Source organism: Streptomyces sp. NPDC033178, assembly GCF_055577685.1.
On sequence record NZ_JBVIPT010000009.1, the window covers coordinates 294,816 to 318,176 of the forward strand.

Annotated in this window: 20 protein-coding genes; 12 read left to right on the top strand and 8 right to left on the bottom strand. The window is 70.7% G+C overall.

The window, feature by feature from the left end; genetic code table 11:
- Nucleotides 1–88 precede the first annotated feature (88 nt).
- The 6 genes from ACZ5VQ_RS23820 to ACZ5VQ_RS23845 all read left to right on the top strand — a co-directional run bounded on the left by ACZ5VQ_RS23820 (nt 89) and on the right by ACZ5VQ_RS23845 (nt 8,481).
- The gene (locus tag ACZ5VQ_RS23820; protein WP_269653640.1) at nt 89–466 is read left to right on the top strand and encodes a hypothetical protein; all 378 of its coding nucleotides are present in this window, start codon (nt 89–91) and stop codon (nt 464–466) included.
- Nucleotide 467: 1 nt separating this feature from the next.
- Complete coding sequence (locus ACZ5VQ_RS23825; protein WP_469106614.1) at nt 468–1,562, top strand: GNAT family N-acetyltransferase; 1,095 nt, start codon at nt 468–470, stop codon at nt 1,560–1,562.
- 365 nt (nt 1,563–1,927) lie between these two features.
- The gene (locus tag ACZ5VQ_RS23830; RefSeq protein WP_359726239.1) at nt 1,928–2,746 is read left to right on the top strand and encodes a glycosyltransferase family 2 protein; all 819 of its coding nucleotides are present in this window, start codon (nt 1,928–1,930) and stop codon (nt 2,744–2,746) included.
- Nucleotides 2,743–3,729, top strand: coding sequence for a glycosyltransferase family 2 protein (locus ACZ5VQ_RS23835; RefSeq protein ID WP_469106615.1), 987 nt, complete (start codon nt 2,743–2,745; stop codon nt 3,727–3,729). The genes ACZ5VQ_RS23830 and ACZ5VQ_RS23835 overlap by 4 nt, the downstream gene beginning before the upstream one ends.
- Complete coding sequence (locus ACZ5VQ_RS23840) at nt 3,726–4,544, top strand: polysaccharide deacetylase family protein (protein ID WP_469106616.1); 819 nt, start codon at nt 3,726–3,728, stop codon at nt 4,542–4,544. Before ACZ5VQ_RS23835 ends, ACZ5VQ_RS23840 begins: the two co-directional genes overlap by 4 nt.
- On the top strand, nt 4,537–8,481 hold the full coding sequence (locus tag ACZ5VQ_RS23845) for a lipopolysaccharide biosynthesis protein (protein WP_469106617.1): 3,945 nt from the start codon (nt 4,537–4,539) through the stop codon (nt 8,479–8,481). The genes ACZ5VQ_RS23840 and ACZ5VQ_RS23845 overlap by 8 nt, the downstream gene beginning before the upstream one ends.
- Nucleotides 8,482–8,645: 164 nt before the next feature.
- Here the strand turns inward: ACZ5VQ_RS23845 and ACZ5VQ_RS23850 are convergent, their stop codons facing one another.
- Nucleotides 8,646–10,067 (bottom strand): GH39 family glycosyl hydrolase, encoded by a 1,422-nt coding sequence (locus tag ACZ5VQ_RS23850; RefSeq protein WP_469106618.1) that lies wholly within the window; start codon nt 10,065–10,067, stop codon nt 8,646–8,648.
- Nucleotides 10,068–10,278: 211 nt separating this feature from the next.
- Here ACZ5VQ_RS23850 and ACZ5VQ_RS23855 point away from each other — a divergent pair, with 211 nt between their 5' ends.
- The gene (locus ACZ5VQ_RS23855) at nt 10,279–11,373 is read left to right on the top strand and encodes a DUF5925 domain-containing protein (RefSeq protein ID WP_469106619.1); all 1,095 of its coding nucleotides are present in this window, start codon (nt 10,279–10,281) and stop codon (nt 11,371–11,373) included.
- A gap of 258 nt (nt 11,374–11,631) precedes the next feature.
- Here ACZ5VQ_RS23855 and ACZ5VQ_RS23860 read toward each other — a convergent pair whose 3' ends face one another.
- Entirely contained in the window at nt 11,632–12,012 is a 381-nt protein-coding gene (locus tag ACZ5VQ_RS23860) for a GntR family transcriptional regulator (protein ID WP_469106620.1), read from the bottom strand.
- A 71-nt stretch (nt 12,013–12,083) separates the two neighbouring features.
- Here ACZ5VQ_RS23860 and ACZ5VQ_RS23865 point away from each other — a divergent pair, with 71 nt between their 5' ends.
- Both ACZ5VQ_RS23865 and ACZ5VQ_RS23870 read left to right on the top strand, forming a co-directional pair.
- Nucleotides 12,084–13,004 carry a GNAT family N-acetyltransferase gene (locus ACZ5VQ_RS23865; RefSeq protein ID WP_469106621.1) on the top strand — a complete coding sequence of 307 codons (921 nt, stop codon included), beginning with the start codon at nt 12,084–12,086 and terminating at the stop codon, nt 13,002–13,004.
- Nucleotides 12,985–13,485, top strand: coding sequence for a ribonuclease FAU-1 family protein (locus tag ACZ5VQ_RS23870; RefSeq protein WP_469106622.1), 501 nt, complete (start codon nt 12,985–12,987; stop codon nt 13,483–13,485). The genes ACZ5VQ_RS23865 and ACZ5VQ_RS23870 overlap by 20 nt, the downstream gene beginning before the upstream one ends.
- Before the next feature lie 109 nt (nt 13,486–13,594).
- Here ACZ5VQ_RS23870 and ACZ5VQ_RS23875 read toward each other — a convergent pair whose 3' ends face one another.
- The gene (locus tag ACZ5VQ_RS23875) at nt 13,595–14,257 is read right to left on the bottom strand and encodes a class I SAM-dependent methyltransferase (RefSeq protein ID WP_469106623.1); all 663 of its coding nucleotides are present in this window, start codon (nt 14,255–14,257) and stop codon (nt 13,595–13,597) included.
- Between the two features lie 214 nt (nt 14,258–14,471).
- On the opposite strand from ACZ5VQ_RS23875, the gene ACZ5VQ_RS23880 reads away from it, so the two are divergent.
- On the top strand, nt 14,472–14,606 hold the full coding sequence (locus ACZ5VQ_RS23880; RefSeq protein WP_469106624.1) for a hypothetical protein: 135 nt from the start codon (nt 14,472–14,474) through the stop codon (nt 14,604–14,606).
- 41 nt (nt 14,607–14,647) lie between these two features.
- Here ACZ5VQ_RS23880 and ACZ5VQ_RS23885 read toward each other — a convergent pair whose 3' ends face one another.
- The gene (locus ACZ5VQ_RS23885; RefSeq protein WP_469106625.1) at nt 14,648–15,136 is read right to left on the bottom strand and encodes a GNAT family N-acetyltransferase; all 489 of its coding nucleotides are present in this window, start codon (nt 15,134–15,136) and stop codon (nt 14,648–14,650) included.
- 165 nt (nt 15,137–15,301) lie between these two features.
- Here ACZ5VQ_RS23885 and ACZ5VQ_RS23890 point away from each other — a divergent pair, with 165 nt between their 5' ends.
- The gene (locus ACZ5VQ_RS23890) at nt 15,302–16,354 is read left to right on the top strand and encodes a lytic polysaccharide monooxygenase auxiliary activity family 9 protein (RefSeq protein WP_469106626.1); all 1,053 of its coding nucleotides are present in this window, start codon (nt 15,302–15,304) and stop codon (nt 16,352–16,354) included.
- A 126-nt stretch (nt 16,355–16,480) separates the two neighbouring features.
- On the opposite strand, the gene ACZ5VQ_RS23895 is transcribed toward ACZ5VQ_RS23890, so the two are convergent.
- Together ACZ5VQ_RS23895 and ACZ5VQ_RS23900 are read right to left on the bottom strand one after the other, a co-directional pair.
- The gene (locus tag ACZ5VQ_RS23895) at nt 16,481–17,359 is read right to left on the bottom strand and encodes an esterase/lipase family protein (protein WP_469106627.1); all 879 of its coding nucleotides are present in this window, start codon (nt 17,357–17,359) and stop codon (nt 16,481–16,483) included.
- A 171-nt stretch (nt 17,360–17,530) separates the two neighbouring features.
- Nucleotides 17,531–17,977 carry a MarR family winged helix-turn-helix transcriptional regulator gene (locus ACZ5VQ_RS23900; protein WP_469106628.1) on the bottom strand — a complete coding sequence of 149 codons (447 nt, stop codon included), beginning with the start codon at nt 17,975–17,977 and terminating at the stop codon, nt 17,531–17,533.
- A 134-nt stretch (nt 17,978–18,111) separates the two neighbouring features.
- Here ACZ5VQ_RS23900 and ACZ5VQ_RS23905 point away from each other — a divergent pair, with 134 nt between their 5' ends.
- The gene (locus ACZ5VQ_RS23905; RefSeq protein WP_362080493.1) at nt 18,112–18,486 is read left to right on the top strand and encodes a cupin domain-containing protein; all 375 of its coding nucleotides are present in this window, start codon (nt 18,112–18,114) and stop codon (nt 18,484–18,486) included.
- A gap of 116 nt (nt 18,487–18,602) precedes the next feature.
- Here the strand turns inward: ACZ5VQ_RS23905 and ACZ5VQ_RS23910 are convergent, their stop codons facing one another.
- Both ACZ5VQ_RS23910 and ACZ5VQ_RS23915 read right to left on the bottom strand, forming a co-directional pair.
- Nucleotides 18,603–19,649 carry a DNA polymerase Y family protein gene (locus ACZ5VQ_RS23910; protein WP_469106629.1) on the bottom strand — a complete coding sequence of 349 codons (1,047 nt, stop codon included), beginning with the start codon at nt 19,647–19,649 and terminating at the stop codon, nt 18,603–18,605.
- On the bottom strand, nt 19,646–23,239 hold the full coding sequence (locus ACZ5VQ_RS23915) for a DNA polymerase III subunit alpha (protein WP_469106630.1): 3,594 nt from the start codon (nt 23,237–23,239) through the stop codon (nt 19,646–19,648). Before ACZ5VQ_RS23915 ends, ACZ5VQ_RS23910 begins: the two co-directional genes overlap by 4 nt.
- Nucleotides 23,240–23,361 lie beyond the last annotated feature (122 nt).

Consider the following 23,361-nt stretch of genomic DNA (forward strand, 5'->3'; position numbering starts at 1 on the left):
TCGGGGGGCAAAGTCGCCAATGCAGACCTTACGCATACGTATCAAGCCATCTCCATCGGACCCATCCCCATCGGGTGGTGACGAGCGGTTGGACCAGGATCCGGGGAGGGACCTGCTCCCCCTGCTCGCGGGCGCCGCCGCGGCCATCGCCGGCGTCGGAGCCGTGCTGGCCCTGACCGACGTGGACTCGCCGCTGCGCGCCCCGTTCGCGCTCTTCTTCCTGCTGGCCGCTCCGGGAACCGCGGTCGGAATCGCACTGCGCGGCATGGAACCGTTCGGCCGCACCGTGGCGTCCCTGTCAGCAGCAGTAGCTCTCAACCTTCTGGTCGCCCAAGGCATGCTCGCGGTGCACCGGTGGTCGGTCCGTGGCGGAATCGCGGCCGTGGCCGCGCTCAGCTCCCTCATTCTCCTGCTGGTCCTGGTACGGCGGTTCCGTGGCCGTACGGTGAGAAGACGGGCATCCTGACGTGAACATCAGCGTGTACCGCCCCGGCGAACTGACCGCCGCCGACCGGGCGGCGTGGTCGGCCCTTCAGTCGAAGGCCCATCTGCACGGCGCACCGGAACTCGCCAACCCGTTCCTGTCACCGGAGTTCACCCTCGCCGTCGGACGCTGCCGACGCGGCGTACGGATCGCCGTAGTCCGGGAAGGCGGCGAACCCGTGGCCTTCTTCCCGTTCCAGAGAACCACCACCGGCGTCGGCCGGGCCGTCGGCCTCGGTGTCTCCGACTGTCAGGGCCTCGTCCACGGGCCCGGCTTCACCTGGGACGCAAGGGAACTGCTGCGGGCCTGCGGGCTCGCGGTGTGGGAGTTCGACCACCTGGTGGAAGGCCAGGAGCCGTTCGAGGCCGAGGCCTCCGGCACCTTCCCCTCCCCGGTCATGGACGTCGACCGGGGGTACGAGACGTATCTGGCCCAACTGCGGGACCGCTCACCGAAGTTCACCCGGACCACGCTGGCCAAGGACCGCAAACTCGGCCGCGATCACGGCGAGGTGCGCTATGTGCACGACGAGCGCGATCCCGAGGCGCTGCTCACCCTGATGGGCTGGAAGTCGGCGCAGTACCGCAGGACCGGTCGCAGCGACCGCTTCGCGCAGCCGTGGATCACCCGGCTGACGCACCAGCTCTTCCACACCCGTTCCGAGCCGTTCGCCGGAATCCTGTCGGTGCTCTACGCGGGCGGCAAGCCGATCGCCGCGCACTTCGGGCTGCGCTCCGAGCGCGTCCTGGCGTGCTGGTTCCCCGCGTACGACCCGGCGTTCTCCAAATACTCCCCGGGCCTTGTCCTGCATTTGCGCATGGCCGAGGCGGCTGCCGCCGACGGCATCGCCTATCTGGATCTCGGCCGGGGGCAGAAGGAATACAAGGATTCCCTGAAGACACGCGAACTCGTCGTGTCCGAGGGGTTGGTCACGCGCCGCCATCCCGTGGCGCTCGGGCACCGGGCGCGGCGCGCCCCGGTCCGGGCGCTGCGGAACGCGGTGCTGTCGCGGCCGGAGCTGTTCGAGCCGGCCGACAAAGCGCTCAAGCGGATGGGAAAAATCCGCTCGGGCCGTTAGGTAACGTCCAAACCAACAAAAACGTGAGGCCACGTTCCAGGTCTTGCCATATCGTCTCAATCATCAATACCGTCGTACATCCACCCGCATCGGACCATCATGCACATGCGATTCAGGGGAGGGCTCAGGATCGCGACGAGGGCCCGGCGCGGGGCGCGGTAGGGGGGTGCCGTGCTCGGTGACCGCTTTTGTGCCGAGTGCCGCCGCGCGACCGACCCAGCCAGTCGGCCAGCTTTGCCAGCTCACCCGGCTTGCACGGAGATCGATTTCGGCATGCCGTAAGTGACAAAACCCCCCTTTCGAACCGGACAAAATGCCGGACCGCCCAGGGGCGGGCGGTCCACCGGACGAGAGGGATCAGACTCATGAGTTCTGTTGTGCGCCCGGCGGTTTCGGGCCAGGATCCGCTCACAGCCAGTAAGTACCGGCCCATATCGACTCACCTGGCCATAGCGCCTCCGGTGAGCGTCGTGATTCCCGCCATGAACGAGGCGGAGAATCTCCCGTACGTCTTCAAGACACTGCCGGGATGGATCCACGAAGTGGTTCTCGTCGACGGCAATTCCACCGACAACACCGTCGAGGTCGCCCGCGAACTGTGGCCCGATGTCAAGGTCGTCAAGCAGGTGGGAAAGGGCAAGGGAGATGCCCTGATCACCGGGTTCGCGGCCTCCACCGGCGACATCATCGTCATGGTCGACGCGGACGGCTCGGCCGACGGCCACGAGATCGTCAGCTATGTCTCCGCGCTGGTCTCCGGGGCGGACTTCGCGAAGGGGTCGCGGTTCGCCAACGGCGGCGGCACGGACGACATGACGCCGATCCGCAAGCTCGGCAACTGGGCGCTGTGCACGGCCGTCAACCGCAAGTTCGGCGCCCGCTACACCGACCTCTGCTACGGCTACAACGCTTTTTGGCGGCACTGCCTGGACAAGATCGACCTCGACTGCACCGGTTTCGAGGTGGAGACCCTGATGAACATCCGGGTGGTCAAGGCGGGGCTCAAGGTCCAGGAGATACCGAGCCACGAGTACCTCCGGATCCACGGCTCCAGCAATCTGCGGGCCGTGCGGGACGGGCTGCGGGTGCTCAAGGTGATCCTCAAGGAGCGCTCCAACCGGCGCTCGCTGCGTCGTCGTCCGCACGCCGTGGCGCTCAACTCCGGGCCGGGAGAGGTGTCTTGAGAACCCTGGACATCTCCGTGGTGGTCTGCGTCTACACCGAGGACCGCTGGGAGGACATCCTCGCGGCGGTCGACTCGGTGCGGGCGCAGTCCAGGCCGGCCCTGGAGACGCTCCTGGTGGTGGACCACAACCAGGCGCTCCTGGACCGGCTGTCGAAGGAGTACAAGGAGACCGAAGGTGTTCGGGTGCTCGCCAACGCGGGCCCCCGGGGCCTCTCCGCGGGCCGCAACACCGGTATCGCCGCCTCGTACGGCGACGTCATCGCCTTCCTCGACGACGACGCGGTGGCCGAGCGCGACTGGCTGCTCCACTTCGCCGAGGGGTACGAGGATCCGCAGGTCATGGCCGTCGGCGGCCGTACGATGCCGATCTGGGCGTCGGGCCGCCGGCCTGCCTGGTTCCCCGAGGAGTTCGACTGGGTCGTGGGCTGCACGTACAAGGGCCTGCCGCCCGGCCGGGTCCAGGTGCGCAACGTGCTCGGCGGCAACGCCTCGTTCCGGCGCAGCGCCTTCGACGCGGCGGGCGGCTTCGCGACCGGCATCGGGCGCGACGGCGACAAGCGTCCGCTGGGCTGTGAGGAGACGGAGCTGTGCATCCGCCTCACCCACGCCCGGCCGGACGCGATCCTGCTGATCGACGACCGTGCGGTGATCCACCACCGGGTGCCCGAGGCGCGCGAGCACTTCGCGTACTTCCGTACGCGGACGTACGCCGAAGGTCTGTCGAAGGCGCTGGTCGCACGGAGTGTGGGCGCCGACAAGGGCCTTGAGTCCGAGCGCCGCTACACCACGCGCGTGCTGCCCGCCGGAGTCGCGCGCGGGCTGCGCGACGCGCTGCTCGCCCGCCCCGGCGGCGCGGGCCGGGCGGCCGCCATCATCACCGGAGTGGTGACGGCGGCGGGCGGGTACGTTCTCGGCAGCGTCCGGGCACGCAGGGGTGGGGCCACGTTCTCGGTCGTGCAGATCGAGGGGGCGGAACGATGAAAGACCCGCGTGATGCGCGTGATGCGCGCGTGCCGATTCTCATGTACCACTCCGTCGCGACCGCGCCGAATGACGCGACGCGGGAGCTGTCCGTGGCGCCCGAGGCGTTCACCGAACAGATGGCGCTCCTCGGCGACCTGGGGATCACGCCGGTCAACACCGCCGCGCTCGCGGAGTGCTGGCGTGCCTCGAAGCCGCTGCCGAGGCGGCCGGTGCTGATCACGTTCGACGACGGCTACGAGGGCGTGCACCGGCACGCGCTGCCCGTGCTCGCCGAGCACGGCTTCGCGTCCACGCTCTTCGTGTCGACCGGCTGGCTGCGCGGCCCGTACGACACCGGGGGCGCCCTCGACGAGATGCTCGACTGGGACCAGGTGCGCGCACTCGCGGGCGCGGACGTCGAGATCGGCGGCCACAGCCACACGCATCCGCAGCTGGACCAGCTGTCCGACGAGGCGCTCTGGTTCGAGCTGCTGCGCTGCCGGGAGATCGTCGCCGACGAACTGGGCGTGCGCCCGGCGTCGTTCGCGTATCCGTACGGCTACTCCAGCAGCCGGGTGCGCCGAATCGTGCGCGAGGCCGGGTTCGCCCAGGCGCTCGCCGTCGGCAACAGCCTCGCGCGGCGTCGTCAGGGGCCGTACGCGCTGCGGCGGGTCACCGTGCGCCGCAGCACCGGTATCGAGGAGTTCGAGCGGCTCGTGGAGGGCCGCGCGATCGCCCGTACCTTCGCCAGGGACCGCGCCCTCACCAAGGGATACGCCATGGTCCGCAGAGCACGACAGGTTCGCCGGAAGGCCATCCGTTCCCGTGTCTGACACGACCACGGCCCAGGCCGACACTCCCACGCCCGAGGCACCCGAGCGGCCCGGGCGCCGCCTTCGCCTGCCCGGCCTCGGCCGGTCCTCGTCCGGAGGCAGCCCGCTGTTCCGGAACGCCTATGCCCTGATGCTGAACACCGGGATCTCCGCCGTGCTGGGGCTGGGCTTCTGGCTGGCCGCAGCCCGGTACTACTCCGAGTCCGCGGTCGGCCAGGGCTCAGCCGCGATCGCCGCGATGAAGCTCCTCGCGGGGCTCACCGCGGTGACGCTGACGGGCGCCCTCGCCCGCTTCATCCCGGTCGCGGGGCGGGGCACCGGACGTCTGATCTTCCGTACGTACGCGGGCAGTTCGGTGGTCGTGGCGCTGGCCGCGGGCCTCTTCCTGCTCACGCTGAACCTCTGGGGTTCCTCGTACCGCTTCCTGCACAGCCCGCTGATCGCCGTCGGTTTCGTGGGGGCCGTCGTCGCCTGGTCGGTGCTGACGCTCCAGGACGGGGTGCTGACCGGGCTGCGCAGCGCGCTGTGGGTGCCGGTCGGCAACACCGTGTTCTCGGCGGTGAAGCTGGTGCTGCTGGTGGCGTTCGCCGCGGCGATCCCGACCATGGGTGTCTTCGTGTCGTGGGTCGCGGCCATCGCGGTGTCCGTGCTGCCGCTGGGCTGGCTGGTGTTCCGCCGCCTGGTGCCGCGGCATGTGAAGGCGACCGCGGAGCACGCCGAGCCGCCCACCACGAGGGAGATCGGGCGGTTCCTCGCGGGCGACTACACCGGCTCGCTGTTCTCGCTCGCGGTGGTGTACCTCGTCCCGGTGATCGTCGCCGCGCAGGTCAGTTCCACCGACAACGCGTACTTCTACATCACCACGACCATCGGCGGCACGGTCAACCTGCTCGCCATCAACATGGGCGCCTCGCTGACCGTCGAGGGCTCGCACGACCCGGCGCGGCTGGCCGCGAACACCAGGGCCGCGCTGCGCCGGATGGCGCGGATCATGCTGCCGGTGGCCGCTGTGCTGTTCTTCGGGGCGCCGTGGATCCTGGGCGTGTTCGGCCAGGGGTACGCGGACGCGGCGACGCCGCTGCTGCGCTGGTTCGCGGTCGGCGCGGTGCTGCGGGTCGTCATGGAGACGTACTTCGCGGTGCTGCGCGCGCAGAGCCGCACCTCCGGACTCGCCTGGCTGCAGGGCCTGTTGTGTCTGCTGGTGCTCGGGCTGACGGTGATCCTGCTGCCCCGGATGGGCCTGACCGGGGCGGGGGTGGCGGAGATCTCCAGCCTCGCCGTCATCGTGGCGCTCGCCGCGCCGAGGCTTTACCGGATCGTCAGGACCGCGCCGGCCGACGCCGTGCCCGAGGGCGCGGCGCCCGACGGCGACCTGGCGGACCTGGGCGCCCGCGAGGTGCCCGCGTCTCAGCAGGACAAGCCGAAGAAGGGGCGCGGCCCGGCCTGGGCGCAGCGGCTCGACACGGACACGCTGGCGCTCGGTGTGCAGCTGGACTTCGACCACCTGGAGCGGCGGCCGGACGTACGGCCCGGTCCGGGGACACCGCCCGTCGGGACGCCGAAGGTCGAACGGCCGGAGCACCGCGGCGAGCCGCGTCCTGACCACCGGCCGACCTGGGCGCTCAAGGCGCCTCTCCAACTGCCCGCACCTCGTGTGGAGGTGGGCCTGCCCGTCGAGGAACGGGAACCCGGCTCCGAGACCTCCCTCGGCCCGTCCGAGGTCGAGGTGGACGCCCCCTTCGAGCCGTCGGAGGGCAGGTCCGGCGAGGAGTCGGAGGGCGTACGCGAACGGAGTGCGTCCGGCACGTCGGGGGCCGTACGCAGGAAGGGGTCTTCGCCGCTCGCGCTTGAGGCGGGTGGATCCTCCAGTCCGTCCGGTCCGTCCAGTCCGTCCGCGCCGCCGGTGTCCTGGTGGGAGCGGCTGCGGCCGACCCGGCTCGGGGTGGTGCTCGGCTGTCTGCTGACGGCCGCGCTGGTCCTGTACTGGGTGCCCGCGGCCGGACTCGGGGAGCGCGATCTCGACCGGATGGGCGGGCTCGGCCTGGTCTCCGTGCTGCCGACGCCGACGCTGGTCGGGGCCGGTCTGCTGGTCACGGTGTTCGCCTCGCTGCTCTGGCTGGGCCGCGAGCACCGGGTCCTGCTGCTGGTCACGCTGCTGGCCACCGTGGTGTCGCTGCACGCGCTGCCCGCGGTCATCGAGACCGAGCCGCGGTTCGCGACGGCCTGGCAGCACCTCGGGTTCATCGACTACATCGACCGGACCGGGTCGGCCGTGCCCGACCTGGACGCGCGCTGGAGCTGGCCCGGCTTCTTCGCGGGGGCCGCGTTCGTCGCGAAGGCCTGCGGGGTCACCGACCTCACCGAGGTCATCCGCTGGTGGCCGATGACCATGCAACTCCTCTATCTGGCACCGCTGTTCCTGCTCGTACGCCATATGCGCGCGAGCTGGCGGGCCAAGTGGACCGGCATCTGGATCTTCGTGCTCAGCGGCTGGGTGGGCCAGGACTACTTCTCGCCGCAGGGCTTCACGTACCTCCTCTACCTCGTCTTCGTGGCGATCCTGCTCGTGTGGTTCCGGGCGCCACGGGTGCTGTGGACGAAGGCGCGGCCCGGCGAGCTGGAGGTCGAGCCGACCGACCGGCGCCAACGGGCCGTACTGCTCATGGTGTTGATCGGGCTGTTCATGGCGACCGTCCCGGCGCACCAGCTCACGCCGTTCGTGATGCTGGGCGTCCTCGCGGTCCTGGTCCTGATCGGCCGCTCCGAACTGCGCGGCCTGCCCATCCTGTTCGCCGTCGTGGTCTCCGTGTGGATCGGCTTCCTCGCCGAGCCGTACTGGTCGGGGCACTTCGACGAGCTGTTCGGCGGCGTCGGCGGGGTGGGCAGCAATGTGTCGTCGTCGGTCTCCGGCCGTATCGGGGAAGGCAGTTCGAACCACAAGCTCGTGCTGTACGCGCGTGTGGTGCTGGCTGGCGGTGTGATGGCGCTGGCCTGCTGGGGCTGGTGGCGGCGGCGCGACCACAAGTACCGCGAGCGGTCGCTGCTGGTCCTCACCTTCGTCCCGTTCCTGGGCTTCGGCATGCAGTCGTACGGCGGCGAAATGGCCCTGCGCGTCTTCATGTTCGCCCTTCCGGGGGCGGCCCTGCTCGCCGCACTGGCCCTCTTCCCGCGCACCGGCGTCACCGCGAAGGAACGGGACAAGGACCGGGTGAGCCTCGCCCCGCTCGCCGCGCTGATGGCGGGCCTCGTCCTGATGGGCGGCTTCCTCGTGGCCCGCTGGGGCAACGAGCCGTTCGAGCGGATCCGGCCGGGCGAGGTCGCCGGCATGGAGTACGTGTACGCGCACGACAAGCCGACCGTACGGCTGCTGTGGCTCAGCGACGACACGGTGAACAACGTGACGCCCGCGATGCCCTGGGGCGCGCGGGACATGGAGAAGGTGGAGTACCTGCCGACGCTGGCGCCGCCCGACCCGGTCCTGGTGTCAGGCCTGGTCAAGTCCCTCAAGGACGCGGGTCCGAACTCGTTCCTCATGGTCAACCGCAGCCAGGTGACCTATCTCCAGCTGGACGTGGGCTACTCCAAGACCTGGGATGCCAGGCTCGTCCACAACCTCGACGCCCGGCCGGAGCTCCGCAAGACGTTCGCCAACGACGACGTGACCATCTACGCCCTGCGCAAACAGCCGGGCGGCAAGGTCGCCGAGCCCGACCCCGGTCCGATCGGCCCCCAGGTCACCTGGACCCCCTGGTCGGTCGTCGGAGGCCTCGCCGCGATCGCCCTGATCCTCCTGCTGACGACCCGCGAGATGGTACGGGTGGCCGTCCGGCCGAGCGTGCGGCAACTCCAGTGGCTCCAGGGCAGCTTCTGGTTCTCGCTGCCGTTGCTTGCGGTGCTGCTGGCGTCACTGGTCCAGAGATTCCTGACGATGGCGTGAGGGGGACGGGGAAAGGGCCGCTTCAAAGGGGGCGCGCCCTGGCACGGGGCGCGCCCTTCAGGGGCGCGGGGAACTGCGCGACCAGCCACAACGAACCCTCAGCTTCAAAACGACACCGGCCCCTCCTCGCTCTCCCCTCCCCGCGGAGCACTACCGGCAGAGCGCTACCGGCGAAGCCACTTCACCTCGTACGCCCCCATGTTGAACTGCTTCCCGTCGACCTTCGCGCTGATCTCGCGGTCGAGGGTGTTCACGACGAGGAGGGCCTTGTCGTCGGCGAGGACCCGTACGTTGGGCTTGTCGTCCGCGGCGACGGAGACCTGCTCGTACTCGGTGCCCGGCGGGAACTCCTTGGCGAAGCGGGAGATGAGGTCGAGCATCGGCAACGCCTTGCCGCCGTCGGCGCGGTCGGTCGGGGTCCACAGGCAGCCGGGGCAGGTGGCGCCCTTCTCGGTCTCCGGGTTCCAGTAGAAGGCGGAGGTCGTGCCGCCGCGGGCCATCGCGATCAGGCCGGAGGCCTGCACGGCGACGCGGTGCGGCTCGGACCAGCCGTCGCGGATGTCGTCGCCGTCGGCGGGCTCCACGTAGTACTCGGCCCACCACAGCGGCAGATCACCGGTCTGCTCCCGGACCCACCGGCTGACGGCCGTGAACTTGTCGGTGGCCCCGAACTCGTCCGGCAGCAGGTCGTCGTCCTTGGTGTAACTGGACCCGTCGACGACGACGAAGTCCGCGCCGGCCTTGTGCTTGTTCCAGTATTCGAAGGCGTCGAGGATCCGCTGGTCCATGGTGCCCCAGCTGCCCTTCAGCGTCGTCGACGCGTTCTCCTTCTGGCGCGGGTCGAGGCTGTCCATCACCAGATAGGGCCCGCCGACCTCGATGTCCTTGTCGACCTTCTTGAGCGCCTTGTACACGAGGTTGTAGAGCTCGGTGTAGCCCTCGTAGTCCCAGCGGGCCTCGGCGTCGTTCCAGAAACCCTTGAACTCGTTCCAGACGATGAAGTGGCGTACGTCCGGGTAGCGCTTGGCGACGGTCGCGGCGAGGGCGGCGTAGTCCTTGTAGTGGGCGCGGTCCGGCGCCGTCTCCAGTGCCGCCTGGCTCCAGTCGGTCTTGTCGGAGCCGGGTTTGCCGCCCTTCATCCAGTCCGGGGCGCAGCACAGCGTGACGACCGGCGTGCCGCCCGTCTCCCGGACGAAGTCGATGCGGCGGTCCATGTCCTCGAAGTCGTACCGCCCCTTGACCGGCTCGGGGTTGTCCGCGCCCCAGCCCATGATGTGCTGGATCTGCGGCAGGGGCTGCTCGCCCAGACGCTTCTCCACCCGCTTCGTGGCGGCGCCGCTTCCCTCGTCCGCGCTGAACTGGGTATGGGTGAAGCCCCAGCCCACCTCGGGCTTCGGCTCGGACGGGGGAACGGCCGGCGTGCCGTGCACCTTGTCACCGTCGCGGGTCGTGCCCGCCTCGCTTCCCGCGTCCCCGGGAAGTGTGTTGATCAGGGTCAGCACCAGGGCCAGAGCGGCCACGCCCACACCGAGCAGAGCGGTGAAGCGCCACCGCCGAGCCCCCGAATTCCACCCATGACGTCCCATCAAGGGCAACAGTAACGGCGGGGGTCAGCGGGGGAACAGGTTCCGTCGACCACAGCCCTGTAACAGGACGGAGGGGATACACAGTGTCCTCGGGGCCCGGCCGACACTCAGTGACACGTTTCCCTCCGGCGCGCGCCCTCCGGTATGCCCCCTTCGGTGCGCAACGCGGAAACCGGATGCACGGGTCGCCCACGTGACGGATCATGGCGGCATGTCTGCGAACCCACACGACGCTCTGCCGATCCGGCTCAACGTCGACGACAGCGACTCACCGTCGGACGTCGTCGACGCGCTGTTCCTCGGCCGCTTCGCGACGGGCGAGCAGCCGCACTCGCACTCGGCGAACATCGACCGCGTACGCTCCGGAGCCACGCTGCTCCCCCCTGAGGCGCAGGTGCTGCGGTCCGCGCGCGACGACGACCGCAGCGCGACCCTCGCCGAGGGAGAGGGCTGGACGGTGCTGGTGTCGCGCTGGAACAGGGGCGCCGACATCACCGTCACCGCGACCAGCGCCGAGCTCGCCGAGAAGGTGCTCGGCCAGGCCACGGACGGCGCGGCCGACGAGCCCGAACCCCAGCCGGAGAACGTGACGATGGGGTTCTGGTACGTGTCTCCCCGGCGCGGGCCGCACCGCACGACCCGCCAGATCTCGGCGGGTACGTGGGAAGAGGTGCGCGCCAACTACACCGCGCCCGTGGCGGACGCGATGGACGGCCTGATGAAGACGACGCCCGAGGACATCGCGGGCCGTCTGCTGTTGCTGCACGGTCCGCCGGGTACGGGCAAGACGTCGGCGCTGCGGACGCTGGCGCGCTCGTGGCGGGACTGGTGCCAGGTGGACTGTGTGCTGGACCCGGAGCGGCTCTTCTCCGACGTCGGCTATTTGATGGACATCGCGATCGGCGAGGAGGACGGCACGGGCAAGGGCCGCTGGCGGCTGCTGTTGCTGGAGGACTGCGACGAGCTGATCCGCGGTGAGGCCAAGCACACGGCGGGCCAGGCGCTCTCCCGCCTGCTCAACCTCACGGACGGTCTGCTGGGCCAGGGCCGCAACGTCCTGGTGGGCGTCACCACCAACGAGGACCTGGAGCGTCTGCACCCCGCCGTCGTGCGCCCCGGCCGCTGCCTCGCCCGTATCGAGGTCGGCCCGCTCACCCGCCGCGAGTCCGCCGCCTGGCTGGGCACGGAGGAGGGCCTGAGCCGCGAGGGCGCCACCCTCGCCGAGCTCTACGCGCTGCGCCGGGGCACCACCCCGACCTCGGTCCCGGACCAACGAGAGGGCGCGGACGCGGGTTTGTACCTGTAGAGAACAGGGCCCGCCTTTCCGCCGGGCCGGCGAACAACCGGCGCGACGAATCCGGACGTTGCCGAACTCGGCACACGACGGGGCCTCCTGGCCCATTGCCCGGGCCGCTTGGCCGGTCGGCTGGGCGGCCGCCCGGCTGACCCGCAGACCCGCTGGTCCCCTGGCCCGCCGCCCCGCGGACCCGCCGCCCCGCGGACCCGCGGACCCGCTAGCCCGCAGACCGGCGACCGGCGAGCCGCAGCCGCAAACCGCCAACTGTCAGCCGGACGCCCCGTACGCCGCGCGCAGCGCATCCCGGGCCGCGGCGAGGGCGGCGGGCTCGGACAGCCCGAGCCGCCGCACGCGATCGGCGTAGGCCTGCGCGGCGGACGCCGCTTCCCGCTCCGCCGCCGAGCCCGCGGCAGCGACGAACGTTCCGTTGCGCCCCCGTGTCTCGATGACCCCGTCCGACTCAAGAGCCCGGTAGGCCTTGGCAACCGTGTTGGCGGCGAGGCCGAGTTCCTCGGCCAGCCCTCGCACGGTCGGCAGCCGGTACCCCACCGGCAGCGCCCCGGCCCGCGCCTGTTCTGAAATCTGGGCGCGCACCTGCTCGTAGGGCGCGATCCCCGCGTCGTCCTTGATGTCGATCTTCAGCGTCACGCAGTGATTGTCCCGCACCCGCGGGAAAATGAGAGGCACCCGGCCTCACCGCTCACGTAGCGTGCGACGTCATGACTGTGATCGTCCGCGACTTCCGCAAGGGAGACGCCGAGGGCTTCGCCCGTATACGGCACCTGGCACTCCCCTTCATGCTCTCCACCCCCGAAGCCATCACGTACGACGCCGCGAACGTCCACCCCGACGCCCACTTCCAGCCGCTGGTCGCGGAGGAGGACGGCGAACTCGTCGGCACGGCCCAGGTCGGCCTCGTGTACGACAGCCCGCAGCCCGGCCAGGGCTATCTGAACGTGTACGTGCACCCGGACCGCCAGGGCCGGGGCGCGGGCTCGCTCCTCGTGAGGACCGCCGAGGAGCGGCTCGCCGCGCTGGACGCGACCAAGCTCTTCGTCCGGGTCGTGGACGAGCCGGCGAACCGCGCCTTCGCGGAGAAGCGCGGCTACCTCCCCCGTCGCTCCGCGCACTTCCTCCGCCTGGACCTGGCGACCTGCACACTGCCGCCGCGCCGGGAGCCGCCCGCGGACGTCGAGCTGCGCACGGCAGCGGACTTCGCGGACGATCCCCGCCCGCTGTTCGACCTGGACGCGGAGACCCTGCTGGACGAACCGAGCGACATCTCCCACGAGTTCACGGACTACGAGGCCTGGCTGAAGGAGACCTGGCACCATCCCCTCCTCAGCCATGAGCTGACCTCGGTCGCGGTCGTCGACGGCCGCCCCGCGGCGTTCAGCGCCGCCCGTACCGACGGCGGCACCCGCTACGGCACCGTGATGACCGGCACGGCCCGGGCCCACCGCGGCCGCGGCCTCGCCAAGCTCGCCAAGAACGACTCCCTGCACCGCGCCCGCGCGGCCGGCTTCACGGAGGCGTTCACGGCCAACGACGCGGGCAACGAACCGATGCTCGCGGTCAACAAGTGGTTCGGCTACGAGATCTGCGCCACGGAGGTGCAACATGTCCGTGAACTCGTCTGATTCCCCCCTCCAGTTGGACATCGTCCTGGTCAAAGCGGGCCGTACGAAGATCCGTTACCCGGCCGAGCTGCTGCACGACGACGGCACCCACGTCATCGTCCGAGCGGCCTGGGCCGGTGCCGGTGTCCGCGACTTCGGATTCGTACGCTTCGAACCGGGCGACGTCTTCACCGAGCACTACTGGCGCGACCGCTGGTACGCGGTGAAGGAGGTCCGTGGTCCCGAGGGCGTACTGAAGGGCTGGTACTGCGACATCACCCGCCCTGCCTCCGTCTCCGAGGGCGAACTGGTCGTCGAGGACCTCGACCTCGACCTGTGGCGCTCCGCCGACGGCAGGGCCGTACTGCGTCTGGACGAGGACGAGTTCACGGAGAGCGGTCTGGAGACCACCGATCCGCAGGCCGCGGCCGCCGCCCGGTCCGCCCTGGACGAGCTCGAACTCCGCGCCCGCGAGGGCGGCTTCGAGGCGCTCCTGACCTAGGGCCGGTCCGAGGCGCCCAGGCAGCACCGCTCTCACCCCGGCAGCGCACCCCCGGCAGCGCACCCCCGGCAGCCCGGGGAGCCACCCCGGCAGCCTCGCCCGGCAGCACTCAGGGCACGGCCACCACCGCGTACCGCTCGTCCTCCACCTCTCGTCCCCACAGCAGCGGGTCGTCCGACAGCGGCTCCACGCGGACGTCCTCCGCAAGGGGTGCGAGCAGTCCGGTCAGCCGGTCGGCGGATATGCCGACCGGGCTCACCGTCCCCCAGACACCCTCTATGAGCACGAGCCGTCCGCCGGGGCGGAGCAGCCCGCGCCAGCGCCGCAGGACGCGGCCGGGATCGGGCAGCGTCCACAGCACATGGCGGACGAGGACGACGTCGAAGCGCTGCTCCCCGACCGGCGGGGCGGCCGCGTCCCCGACCAGGAACGCCGCGTCACGCCCGGCCAGCTTGGCGCGGGCGAGGTCGACCATGCGCGGCGAGGAGTCGACACCCGTGACCCGGTGCCGCTGTTCGGACGCGAGGAGCGACAGGCTGCCGGTGCCACAGCCCAGATCGAGCACGTCGGCCGGGCCGCGGGGCAGCCAGCCGCGCAGCCTGGCCGCCCAGGCCTCGCGCACGGCGGGATCCCGCAGTCCGTGGTCGGGCTCGTCGTCGAACGTCGCGGACTCGGCGTCCCAGTCGACTCCAGGCCGCTCTTCACCGATATTCACTTGTTCGGTCTTCACTTCTTCGGTCTTCACTTCTTCGCCTGCGCTGTTACTCGTCATGTGCCCAGAGTGACACCCGCCACTGACAACGGGCCCACGACAGAACTGCGCCGGACCTGCGTCAGAACTGCGCGGAACCCCCAGTTGTCCGGCATGTGGACTCACAGGTGAAACGTGACTACCGCCACTGACAAGCGGGCACCGATGAGTCACTCTCCCCGGAACGGTCTACCTCCGTACAAACGCGGAACCCGGTAGATGCAAGGAGGCAGCCATGCGCCGTGTAACCGTGCAGAAGCCCCTGAGGAAGTCGGACTCCCGTCGCGTGCGGGATGACACCGACGAGCGCCCCGCCGAGCGCCCGGAGGTCCGAAAGGACATCGCACGCACGTGGTGGCCGGACGGCTGAGCCGTCACGGCGCCAGGTGCCGTCGCGACGCCGGGAGCCCGTCAGGGCGCCAGCCGCTTGCGGTAGTGGAGGCGGTCGTACGGCCCGTCCACGCGGCGCTCCACGAGTTCGTACCCGTACTTCGGGTAGATCTTCTGGTTCTCCCACATCAGCGCGTTCGTGTAGAGCCTGACCTCGGGCAGTCCGAGCGCACGCGCGTGTGCGTCCACGAAGTCCAGGAGGCGGCGCCCCACGCCCTGCCCATGGGCGTCCGGGTGGACGGCGATGCTGTCGAGGAACAGATGGTCCTCGTGCGCCTCGACCACCACGAGTCCGGTCACGGGCTCCCCCGTGACGAACACCCGCCCCGCGGCGACGTCGGCCGCGTGGTCCGCCTCCATGGGCTGCGGAACCACTCCGATCCGCTCTATATAGGGGCGGTAGGCCGCGTCGGTCACGGCCTTCACGGCAGCCGTGTCGGAGGCGACGGCGGGGCGGATCCGAGCCTCGTACGGAGTGTCCGCCGGGGCTCCTTCCGGAGTCTTCGTCATGGCTGGAACGATACCTACCTGATCGCAGTCTCAGCACCCCCTTAAGCGGACCATAAGGATCGCCTTCACCCCCTCCCAGCAGGCGATTTCGCGGTTTCGAGGGGCTAGCTTGCTGATCGCCCCCAGGCATCACAAGCACCCCGGACCCGCTTCGAGGAGTTCCCCATGTCCGCTCGCCGCAAGGCCACCCGCACCCGCCTCGCCACGGTCGCCGCCGTCGGTGTCGCCCCGCTCGCCCTGACCGGGCTTGCCGCCGCCCCGGCGGTCGCGCACGGCTCGATGACCGACCCGGTGAGCAGGGTCGCGGGCTGCTTCGCGGAGGGTCCGGAGAACCCGAGGTCCGCCGCCTGCAAGGCGGCGGTCGCGGCCGGCGGCACGCAGGCCCTCTACGACTGGAACGGGGTCAACATCGCGAACGCGGCCGGGAAGTCGAAGGAGATCATCCCCGACGGAAAGCTGTGCAGCGCGGGCAACGACAAGTTCAAGGGCCTCGACCTGGCCCGCGCCGACTGGCCGGCCACCCGGCTGACCTCGGGCAACCGCACCTTCCGCTACAAGGGAACCGCCCCGCACAAGGGCTCGTTCGAGCTGTACGTCACCAAGGACGGCTACGACCCGACGAAGCCCCTGAAGTGGTCGGACCTGGAGTCGAAGCCCTTCCTCAAGGTCACCGACCCGCGGATGGAGAGCGGCGACTACGTCTTCGACGGCGTCGTCCCGGTCAAGTCGGGCCGCCACCTCGTCTATTCGATCTGGCAGCGCTCGGACTCCCCCGAGGCCTTCTACACCTGCTCGGACGTCGTGTTCGGGGAGGGCGGGAGTGGAAACGGGGGCGGCACCGAGGCCTCCACGGCCCCGACCGCGTCGGCACCGTCCGACCAGGAGATCGCGGACGGCACCGACGAGTCGTCGGTGGAGCACGGCGGTCACGGCGACGACGACCCGAAGACCCAGGCCACGGTCACGGCGGCCGCGGACACCGCCTCGGGCTCCGCCTCCGACGCCGGTTCCGCCGCCTCGGCGACACTCTCCGAGGCAGCGGACGACTCCGCGAGCGACGCCGAGCCCGCCGGCGGTTCGGAGAACCTCGCCGAGACCGGCGGTTCGAACACCACTCCGTACGCGATCGGTGGGGCGGCCGCGCTGGCCATCGGCGCGGCGGCGCTGTTCGCGTCGGTCCGCCGCCGTGCGGTGAGTGGCGGCCGCCACAGCCGATAGGGCCTGCGGCCTGCGGACGGTACGGAAGCTACGGGCCGCCCCTTCAGGGGCGCGGGGCCGTATCAATGTGCGGCTCCGCCGCGTGGGCGCGACCAGCCACGGTCGGCCCGCAGTATTCACGTAGCCCTAGCCGATTGCCGACAGGCAGGTCGTCGGGGTGGCGCGTGCCGGGTCCAATGCGTTCGCCACCTCATGGAAGGCGATCCGGTCGATGAGCCCGATCGCGGCGTGTTCGGAGAGGTCGACCGCACACAGGTCCTGGATCAGGACGTTGCGTACGTTCGGACCGTCGAGGTACTGCGAGCGGTACGGCGTGACGACCTCGTCGTACTTGGTGGCGATGACCGTGTAGCGGACACCGGGGACGGTGTCGCCGCCCGCGTTGAGCTTGGCCAGGAAGGCGGATCCGGCCACCTGGTCGGCGAGGGCGGGGGTCGCGGTGGAGAGCAGGTCGGCCGCGCCGGGGAAGTGGTCGAGCAGTTGGGCGAGTCCGTTCAGGGTGGTGCCGTGGTTGTCGGGGGCGATCCCGACGAGGGCGTTCACCTTGGCCGCTCCGCCGAGGAACTTCAGATAGTGGCGGGGCATCATGCCGCCCTGCGAGTGGCCGACGAGATCGGCCTTTACCGCTCCGGTCGCGGTGAGCACTTTGTCGACGAAGGCCTTGAGCTGCTCCGCCGACTTGTCGATGGGACCGAGGCCGTTGAAGAACGGCACGCCGGGCAGTTGCCCGTAGTCGAGGGCGAAGACGCAGTAGTCGCGGTTCACGAGGTAGGGCGCGAGGCCCAGCCAGTTGTCGACGGAGTTGGCGAAGGTGCCGTGGACGAGGACGACGGGGCGCGGGTGGGCGGCGGACGGCTTGCAGGAGTAGTCGTTCCAGCCACGGCTCGGCGCGGCCTCGGCCTGATCGGTGGCGGCGGTGGCGACGGTGGTGGTGGGGACGACGGTGACCGCGGCGGTCAGCAGCAGCACGGCCAGGGGTCTGAGCAGGCGTTTCCAGGGCAGCATCGAGTGATCTCCTTGCGGCTCAAGGGAGTTGCGATGGCGTACGCCCTGTGATCCGGATCACGAGGATGCTGTTCTTTTGCCAAGTTACGAGTGAGTAGTAGAAGTGTGAAGTTACGCGTCAGTAAAAACTTCCGGTGCTGGCCGGGAGCACTGACACGTGCCGTGGAACCGTCACCAGGCGGGCCTGATGGGACCGTAGGGCGCAATGCGCAGCAAACGGTCACGCAACGCCCGGACTTCACCCTCGCCAAGCAGTTCGACCCAGGGGCCGACGGCTTCCGCGGCCGCTTCCTCGGCCGCCCGCGTACAGGCCCAGCCCTGCTCGGTCAGCACGACCAGCCGGGCGCGCGCGTCATCGGGGTGCGGGCGCCGCTCGGCGTACCCCCTGCGGACGATCTCGTCGACAAGTTGACTCGCGGCCTGCTTGGTCACGCCCAGATGGGCGGCCAGTTCCGTGACCGTCGCCCCGCCGGGCGCGAGCCGCGCGAACGCGAACCCGTGCGCGGGCCGAACCCCCTCGAAGCCACGGGCGACGACACCCTCATGGATGCGCTGGGTGAGCTCGCCGGCGACGGCGAGCAGCGCGGCGGACAGGGCCATGGCCTCGGAGTTCTGCACGCACGCATTGAAACACCCTTGACGAATTGGTCAAGCAGCTTGACCATGGAGCCATATAGTCAAGCAGCTTGACCATTCACCATCACTGTTTCAGCGCCACTGTTCACCACCACCATTCACCGCTGGAGGCAGCCGTGCCCGTAGTCCGCTCGTCAGAAGCCGTCGTCCACGAGATCCACGGCGCACGCTTCGTCTCGTACGCCACTCCCCTCAGCGGGAGCAGAGAACTGTGCGCCTGGCGGGGCGAGATCCCCGCAGGCACGAAGGCGCCCGCGCACACGGTCAACCGCGAGGAGATCTTCCATCTCCTGTCCGGCGAACTGCTGATGACCCTCGACGGCAGCACCGAACGGATCGCCGCGGGCGACACGGTGATCATCAATCCCGGCGCGACACTCGCCGTGGAGAACCCGACCGAGGAGACCGCGATCTCCTGGGTCACCACATCGATCGGCCTCCAGGCGAAGCTGGCGGACGGCACGGTCATCACTCCGCCGTGGGCCAACTGACCGAATGGGTGCGCCGGGGGCGCGCCCCGTAAGGGGCGCGGGAACTGCGCGACCAGCCGCATCCGGCCCGCAGCTCCCAACCGACCCGCAGCCCCCACTCGCTTCCCCGCGGAGCGTCACGCCACCAACGCCCCCGGCGTGATCGCCCGCGGTCCGAACTTCGCCCGGACCCGGTCCGCCACTTCCTCCACCCGCCGGACCTTCTCGTCCACCGGGTCGAAGGTGAGCTGATAGGAGGCCTGTTCGGCAGGGTCAAGCCCCTCGGCACGCAGGACGATGCCGCGGACCCGGGCTCGCTGCAGCCCGAGCGCCTCGTACATGCGGTACGCGGCGTCGGTGAGCGCCGAGGAGTGGGCGGTCGGCTCGGGGAGCGTGCGGCTGCGGGTCGTCGTAACGGGGGTCCTCCCGCTCGATCCTGTTCGGGAATGGGGGAGGTCGGCGTAGCGGACGGTGAGGGTGAGCGTGCGGCACACCTTCTCCAGGGCGCGCAGCCGGGCGCCCAGTTCCTCGGCGGCGGAGAGCAGGGCGCGCCGGTGCTGGTCCGGGTCCAACTCGTCGCGCGGGAAGGGCCGTTCAGCGGCGAGCATGGGGGTCCCCCCGCTCGAGCGAAGCCGAGAGTGGGGGAGGGAGACGGCGTTCGGTACGACCCGGCCGCGGTCGATGCCCTGCGCCATCTCGTGCAGTTCGCGGCCCGTGCGGGCGCTGGTGAGCCGTTGCAGTGTGGACAGGGGCGCGGCGGCGACCTTGCCGACACTGTCCAGGCCGTACTCGCACAGGGTGCGGGCGGTGGCGGTGCCAACTCCGGGCAGCGCCCGCACGGGCTGTTCCGACAGGAACTCCGCGAGGGCGCAGGGGTCTTCGGGCACCACACGGGTCGTTCCGGGGGCGGCTTCCCGCATGGCCATCCGTGCGAACATCGGCCCGGGTCCGGCCCCGATCACACAGTCGACGCCGTGCCAGGCGAGCGCCCGTACCCGGATCAGCGAGGCCAGTTCCTCGACGTCCCGCTTGAAGTACCGCTCGGCGCCCCGCAGATCGGCCAGCGCTCCGTCGGGCGGCAGCGCCTCGACGACGGGGGTGAATTCCTCCAGCGTGCCGAGGAGCCCGGGCAGGGCGGCCTCGGACGCCGGGGGCAGCTGGAAACGTACGCAGAGGATGGTCATCCCGCACTCCCCGGGCTCTGGTGCCACAACTTCTTTCCACCGGCGGGCCCTTCGCCCGCCGGGCGCAGATCGGCCCACGGATGCATTTCGTATCCCGTGGGCATCTGGATTCGACGTCCGCCCGTCGGATCTCCCGTGTCCCGCGAGCCGCCCTCGGTCCCGTCCTCCCCTTGCGGCTCGGCCAGCCGCAGGGCCACTCCGTCCAGGCCTTCCTCGCGCCGCAGTTCCACCAGGTCGGCGAGGTTCCAGGCGGCCGCCCCGACCACGCTGAGGCTGCGCGGGCCGCGCCGCTGCACCACTCCGCGTACGAGCAGGAGCCAGGAGTGGAAGACGGTGTGCGCGCACGCGTCGTGGGAGTCGTCGAAGAAGGCGAGGTCGACCAGGCCCGTGCCGTCGTCCAGGGTGGTGAAGATGACCCGCTTGCCGGAGCGGATCGGCGGGGTCTGGGTGGCCGCCTTGGCGCCCGCGACCAGGACCGTCTCACCGTGCCGTGCCGCCCGCAGCCGGCGCGCGGTGACCACGCCCAGTTCCTCCAGGAACGCCCGGTGATCGTCCATCAGATTGCGTGAGGCATCCATGGAGAGCACACCCAGTTCGGCACTGAGCCGCTCCGACGGGGAGAGGTCGGGCAGCCCGGCCGGTGCGGTCTTCTGGCCACCGGCCAGGGGAAGTTGGTTTGCGCGACCAGCACGCGCCCCCCGGTGCAGCTCGGTCAAGTGCAGTTGCAGGTCACGGCGGTTGGCACCGAAGGCGTCCAACGCCCCGACCTGCGCGAGCCGTTGGGCCAGCGGACGGCTCGGCCGGGCCCGTTCCCAGAAGTCGAGCAGCGAGGCGTACGGCTGCCCGTCCGCGATCCGCACCGCCTCGGCCTCGCTGATGCCGTGCACGTCGGAGAGCGCGAGCCGCACACCCCAGGCCTTCCCGGACCCTCCGGAGATCTTCCCGGCCGCTCCTTCGAACCTCTCAGATTCAGACACCAGTTCGATACGGTGTGCGACCGCCGACCGGTTCACGTCCAACGGCAGGATCGGCACCCCCCGCCGCCGCGCGTCCGCGAGCAGCAGCCGCTTCGGATACATTCCGGGATCGTGCGTCAGCAGCCCGGCGTAGAAGGCGGCCGGGTGATGCGCCTTCAGCCAGGCCGACTGGTACGTCGGCACGGCGAAGGCGACCGCGTGCGCCTTGCAGAAGCCGTACGACCCGAAGGCCTCGACGATCTCCCACGTACGGGCGATCGTCTCCGCGTCGTACCCCCGGGCGGCCGCGTGCTGCGCGAACCAGAAGCGGATCCGTCCCTGCGACTCGGGGTCGGACAGCCCTCGTCGCACCCGGTCCGCCTCGTCGCGCCCGCAGCCGGTCATGATGTCGACGATGTCGATGATCTGCTCGTGGAAGACCACGACCCCGTACGTGCTCCTCAGCGGCTCCGCCAGATCCGGGTGCGGGAAGCGGACCGGCGCCCGGCCGTGCCGCGCCTCGATGAACGGCCGCACCATGTCGGCCGCGACCGGCCCCGGCCGGAAGAGGGAGATGTCGACGACGAGATCGTGGAAGGTCGCGGGCTGCAGCCTGCCCACCAGGTCCCGCTGGCCCGGCGACTCGATCTGGAAGCAGCCCAACGTCTCGGCGGACCGGATGAGTTGATACGTGGCGGGGTCGCCCTCCTCGACGGCGTCCAGGTCGACCCGGTCCCCCGTGGCCCGCTCCACCTCGGCCACCGCGTGCGCCATCGCGGACTGCATGCGCACACCCAGCACATCCAGTTTGAGCAACCCGAGGTCCTCGACGTCCTCTTTGTCGAACTGCGACATGGGGAACCCCTCGCCGCTGGTCGGCATGACGGGTGTACGGGCGAGGAGCGAGGCGTCGGAGAGGAGCACTCCGCACGGGTGCATGGCGACTCCGCGCGGCAGGGCGTCCAGCGCCTCCACGAGTTCCCACAGCCGCCCGTACTTCTCCATCTCCCCTGCCAGAGACCGCAGTTCGGGCAGTTCCTCCAGTGCGGCGCGGGCGTCGCGGGCGCGGATGTGCGGGAAGGACTTGGCGATGCGGTCGATGTCGGCCGGGTCCATGGAGAGGGCCGCGCCGACGTCCCGTACCGCATGGCGCACCCGGTACGTCTCCGGCATCGCCACGGTCGCGACCCGCTCGGTGCCGAACCGGCCGATGATCGCACGGTAGACCTCAAGCCGGCGCGCGGACTCCACGTCGATGTCGATGTCGGGCAGGACCGGGCGGCGCTTGGACAGGAAGCGTTCCATCAGCAGTCCGTGCGCCACGGGGTCGGCGTGCGCGATGCCGAGGAGGTGGTTGACGAGCGAGCCCGCCCCGGAGCCGCGCGCGGCGACCCGGATGCCCATCTCCCGCACGTCGTCCACGACCTGAGCGACCGTCAGGAAGTAGGAGGCGAAGTTGTGGTGGGCGATGATGTCCAGCTCTCGGTGCATCCGCTCCCAGTAACCACGTGCTTCGGAAGAACGATCGTAGCCGCGCCGCACCATCCCCGCCGCCGCCCGCGAGGCCAGCACACGCTGCGCGGTACGGCGTCCGGCGCCGACGAGATGCGGCTCGGGGAAGTGCACGGCACCGAGGCCGAGGTCGTCCTCCGGGTCGACGAGGCACTCGGCGGCGGTGGCCCGCGTCTGTTCGAGCAGCCGGTACGCGGTGTCGCGGCGATAGCCCGCGGCCTCGACGATCCGTTCGGCGGCGCCGAGCATGGCGCCCGCGTCCTTGAGCCAGGCCTCTCCGCTGTCCAGCTCCTTGCGGGGGTCGACCGGCACGAGCCGGCGGGCGGCGTCCAGGACGTCGGCGACCGGGCCCATGCCCGGGTCGGCGTACCGGACGGCGTTGCTGAGCACCGGCCGCACCTGCTGCTCGGCGGCGAAGCCGACGGTACGGGCGGCCAGCCGCAGTGAGCCGGGGCCGGTTCCCTCGCGCCCGTGCCAGATCGCTTCGAGACGCAGGGCGTCGCCGTAGACCTCCCGCCAGGGCACGAGCAGTTTCGCGGCCCGGTCGGGGCGCCCGGCGACGAGCGCCCGGCCGACGTCGGAGGCGGGCCCGAGCAGGACGGTCAGGCCGTCGGCGTGGTTGTCCGCCCAGGGCAGCAGCGGCCCGTCCGTGTCGCCCGCATGCGATGCAGTAACGATTCTGCAGAGCTCGGCCCAGCCCTTCGCGCCGTCCCGGGCGAGGAAGGTCACCCGAGGCGCCGACTCATCGATGAAGGCACCACCCCGCACGGGAGCCCGCCGCCGCTCCCCTCTTACGGACCCACCGGCCCGTACGGACTCCCCATCCCGTACGGGCCCCCGGGCTCGCGCGGGCTCCTGGGCCCGCGCGGACTCCCGGACTCGTACGGGAGTCCGGACCCGCACGGGCTCCTCGACCGCGAGGTCGACCCCGAACAGTGGACGCACGCCCTGGGCGGCACAGGCCTTGGCGAAGCGGACCGTGCCCGCGAGGGTGTCCCGGTCGGTGAGGGCGAGTGCGTCCATGCCCCGCTCGGAGGCGCGCTCGGCGAGGCGCTCCGGGTGCGAGGCCCCGTGCCGCAGGGAGAACCCGGAAACGGTGTGCAGATGCGTGAAACCCGGCACGCGCACCTCCACCACTCCCAGGGGCTCCCACGCCAGCCCTCGAACGTTTGTTCCCTACTCCCTCACCCCCACCATAGACCAATTCCCGAACATGTGTGCGACATCCGTTCGGCCCCGTCCCA

Excerpts from the sequence above, each read along its gene's own strand:
- ACZ5VQ_RS23885 (WP_469106625.1), bottom strand. The coding sequence starts at position 15,136 with ATGACGAAGACTCCGGAAGGAGCCCCGGCGGACACTCCGTACGAGGCT.
- ACZ5VQ_RS23875 (WP_469106623.1), bottom strand. The coding sequence starts at position 14,257 with ATGACGAGTAACAGCGCAGGCGAAGAAGTGAAGACCGAAGAAGTGAAG.
- ACZ5VQ_RS23895 (WP_469106627.1), bottom strand. The coding sequence starts at position 17,359 with ATGCTGCCCTGGAAACGCCTGCTCAGACCCCTGGCCGTGCTGCTGCTG.
- ACZ5VQ_RS23855 (WP_469106619.1), top strand. The coding sequence starts at position 10,279 with ATGTCTGCGAACCCACACGACGCTCTGCCGATCCGGCTCAACGTCGAC.
- ACZ5VQ_RS23880 (WP_469106624.1), top strand. The coding sequence starts at position 14,472 with ATGCGCCGTGTAACCGTGCAGAAGCCCCTGAGGAAGTCGGACTCCCGT.
- ACZ5VQ_RS23850 (WP_469106618.1), bottom strand. The coding sequence starts at position 10,067 with ATGGGACGTCATGGGTGGAATTCGGGGGCTCGGCGGTGGCGCTTCACC.
- ACZ5VQ_RS23865 (WP_469106621.1), top strand. The coding sequence starts at position 12,084 with ATGACTGTGATCGTCCGCGACTTCCGCAAGGGAGACGCCGAGGGCTTC.
- ACZ5VQ_RS23840 (WP_469106616.1), top strand. The coding sequence starts at position 3,726 with ATGAAAGACCCGCGTGATGCGCGTGATGCGCGCGTGCCGATTCTCATG.
- ACZ5VQ_RS23870 (WP_469106622.1), top strand. The coding sequence starts at position 12,985 with ATGTCCGTGAACTCGTCTGATTCCCCCCTCCAGTTGGACATCGTCCTG.
- ACZ5VQ_RS23830 (WP_359726239.1), top strand. The coding sequence starts at position 1,928 with ATGAGTTCTGTTGTGCGCCCGGCGGTTTCGGGCCAGGATCCGCTCACA.
- ACZ5VQ_RS23890 (WP_469106626.1), top strand. The coding sequence starts at position 15,302 with ATGTCCGCTCGCCGCAAGGCCACCCGCACCCGCCTCGCCACGGTCGCC.
- ACZ5VQ_RS23910 (WP_469106629.1), bottom strand. The coding sequence starts at position 19,649 with ATGACCATCCTCTGCGTACGTTTCCAGCTGCCCCCGGCGTCCGAGGCC.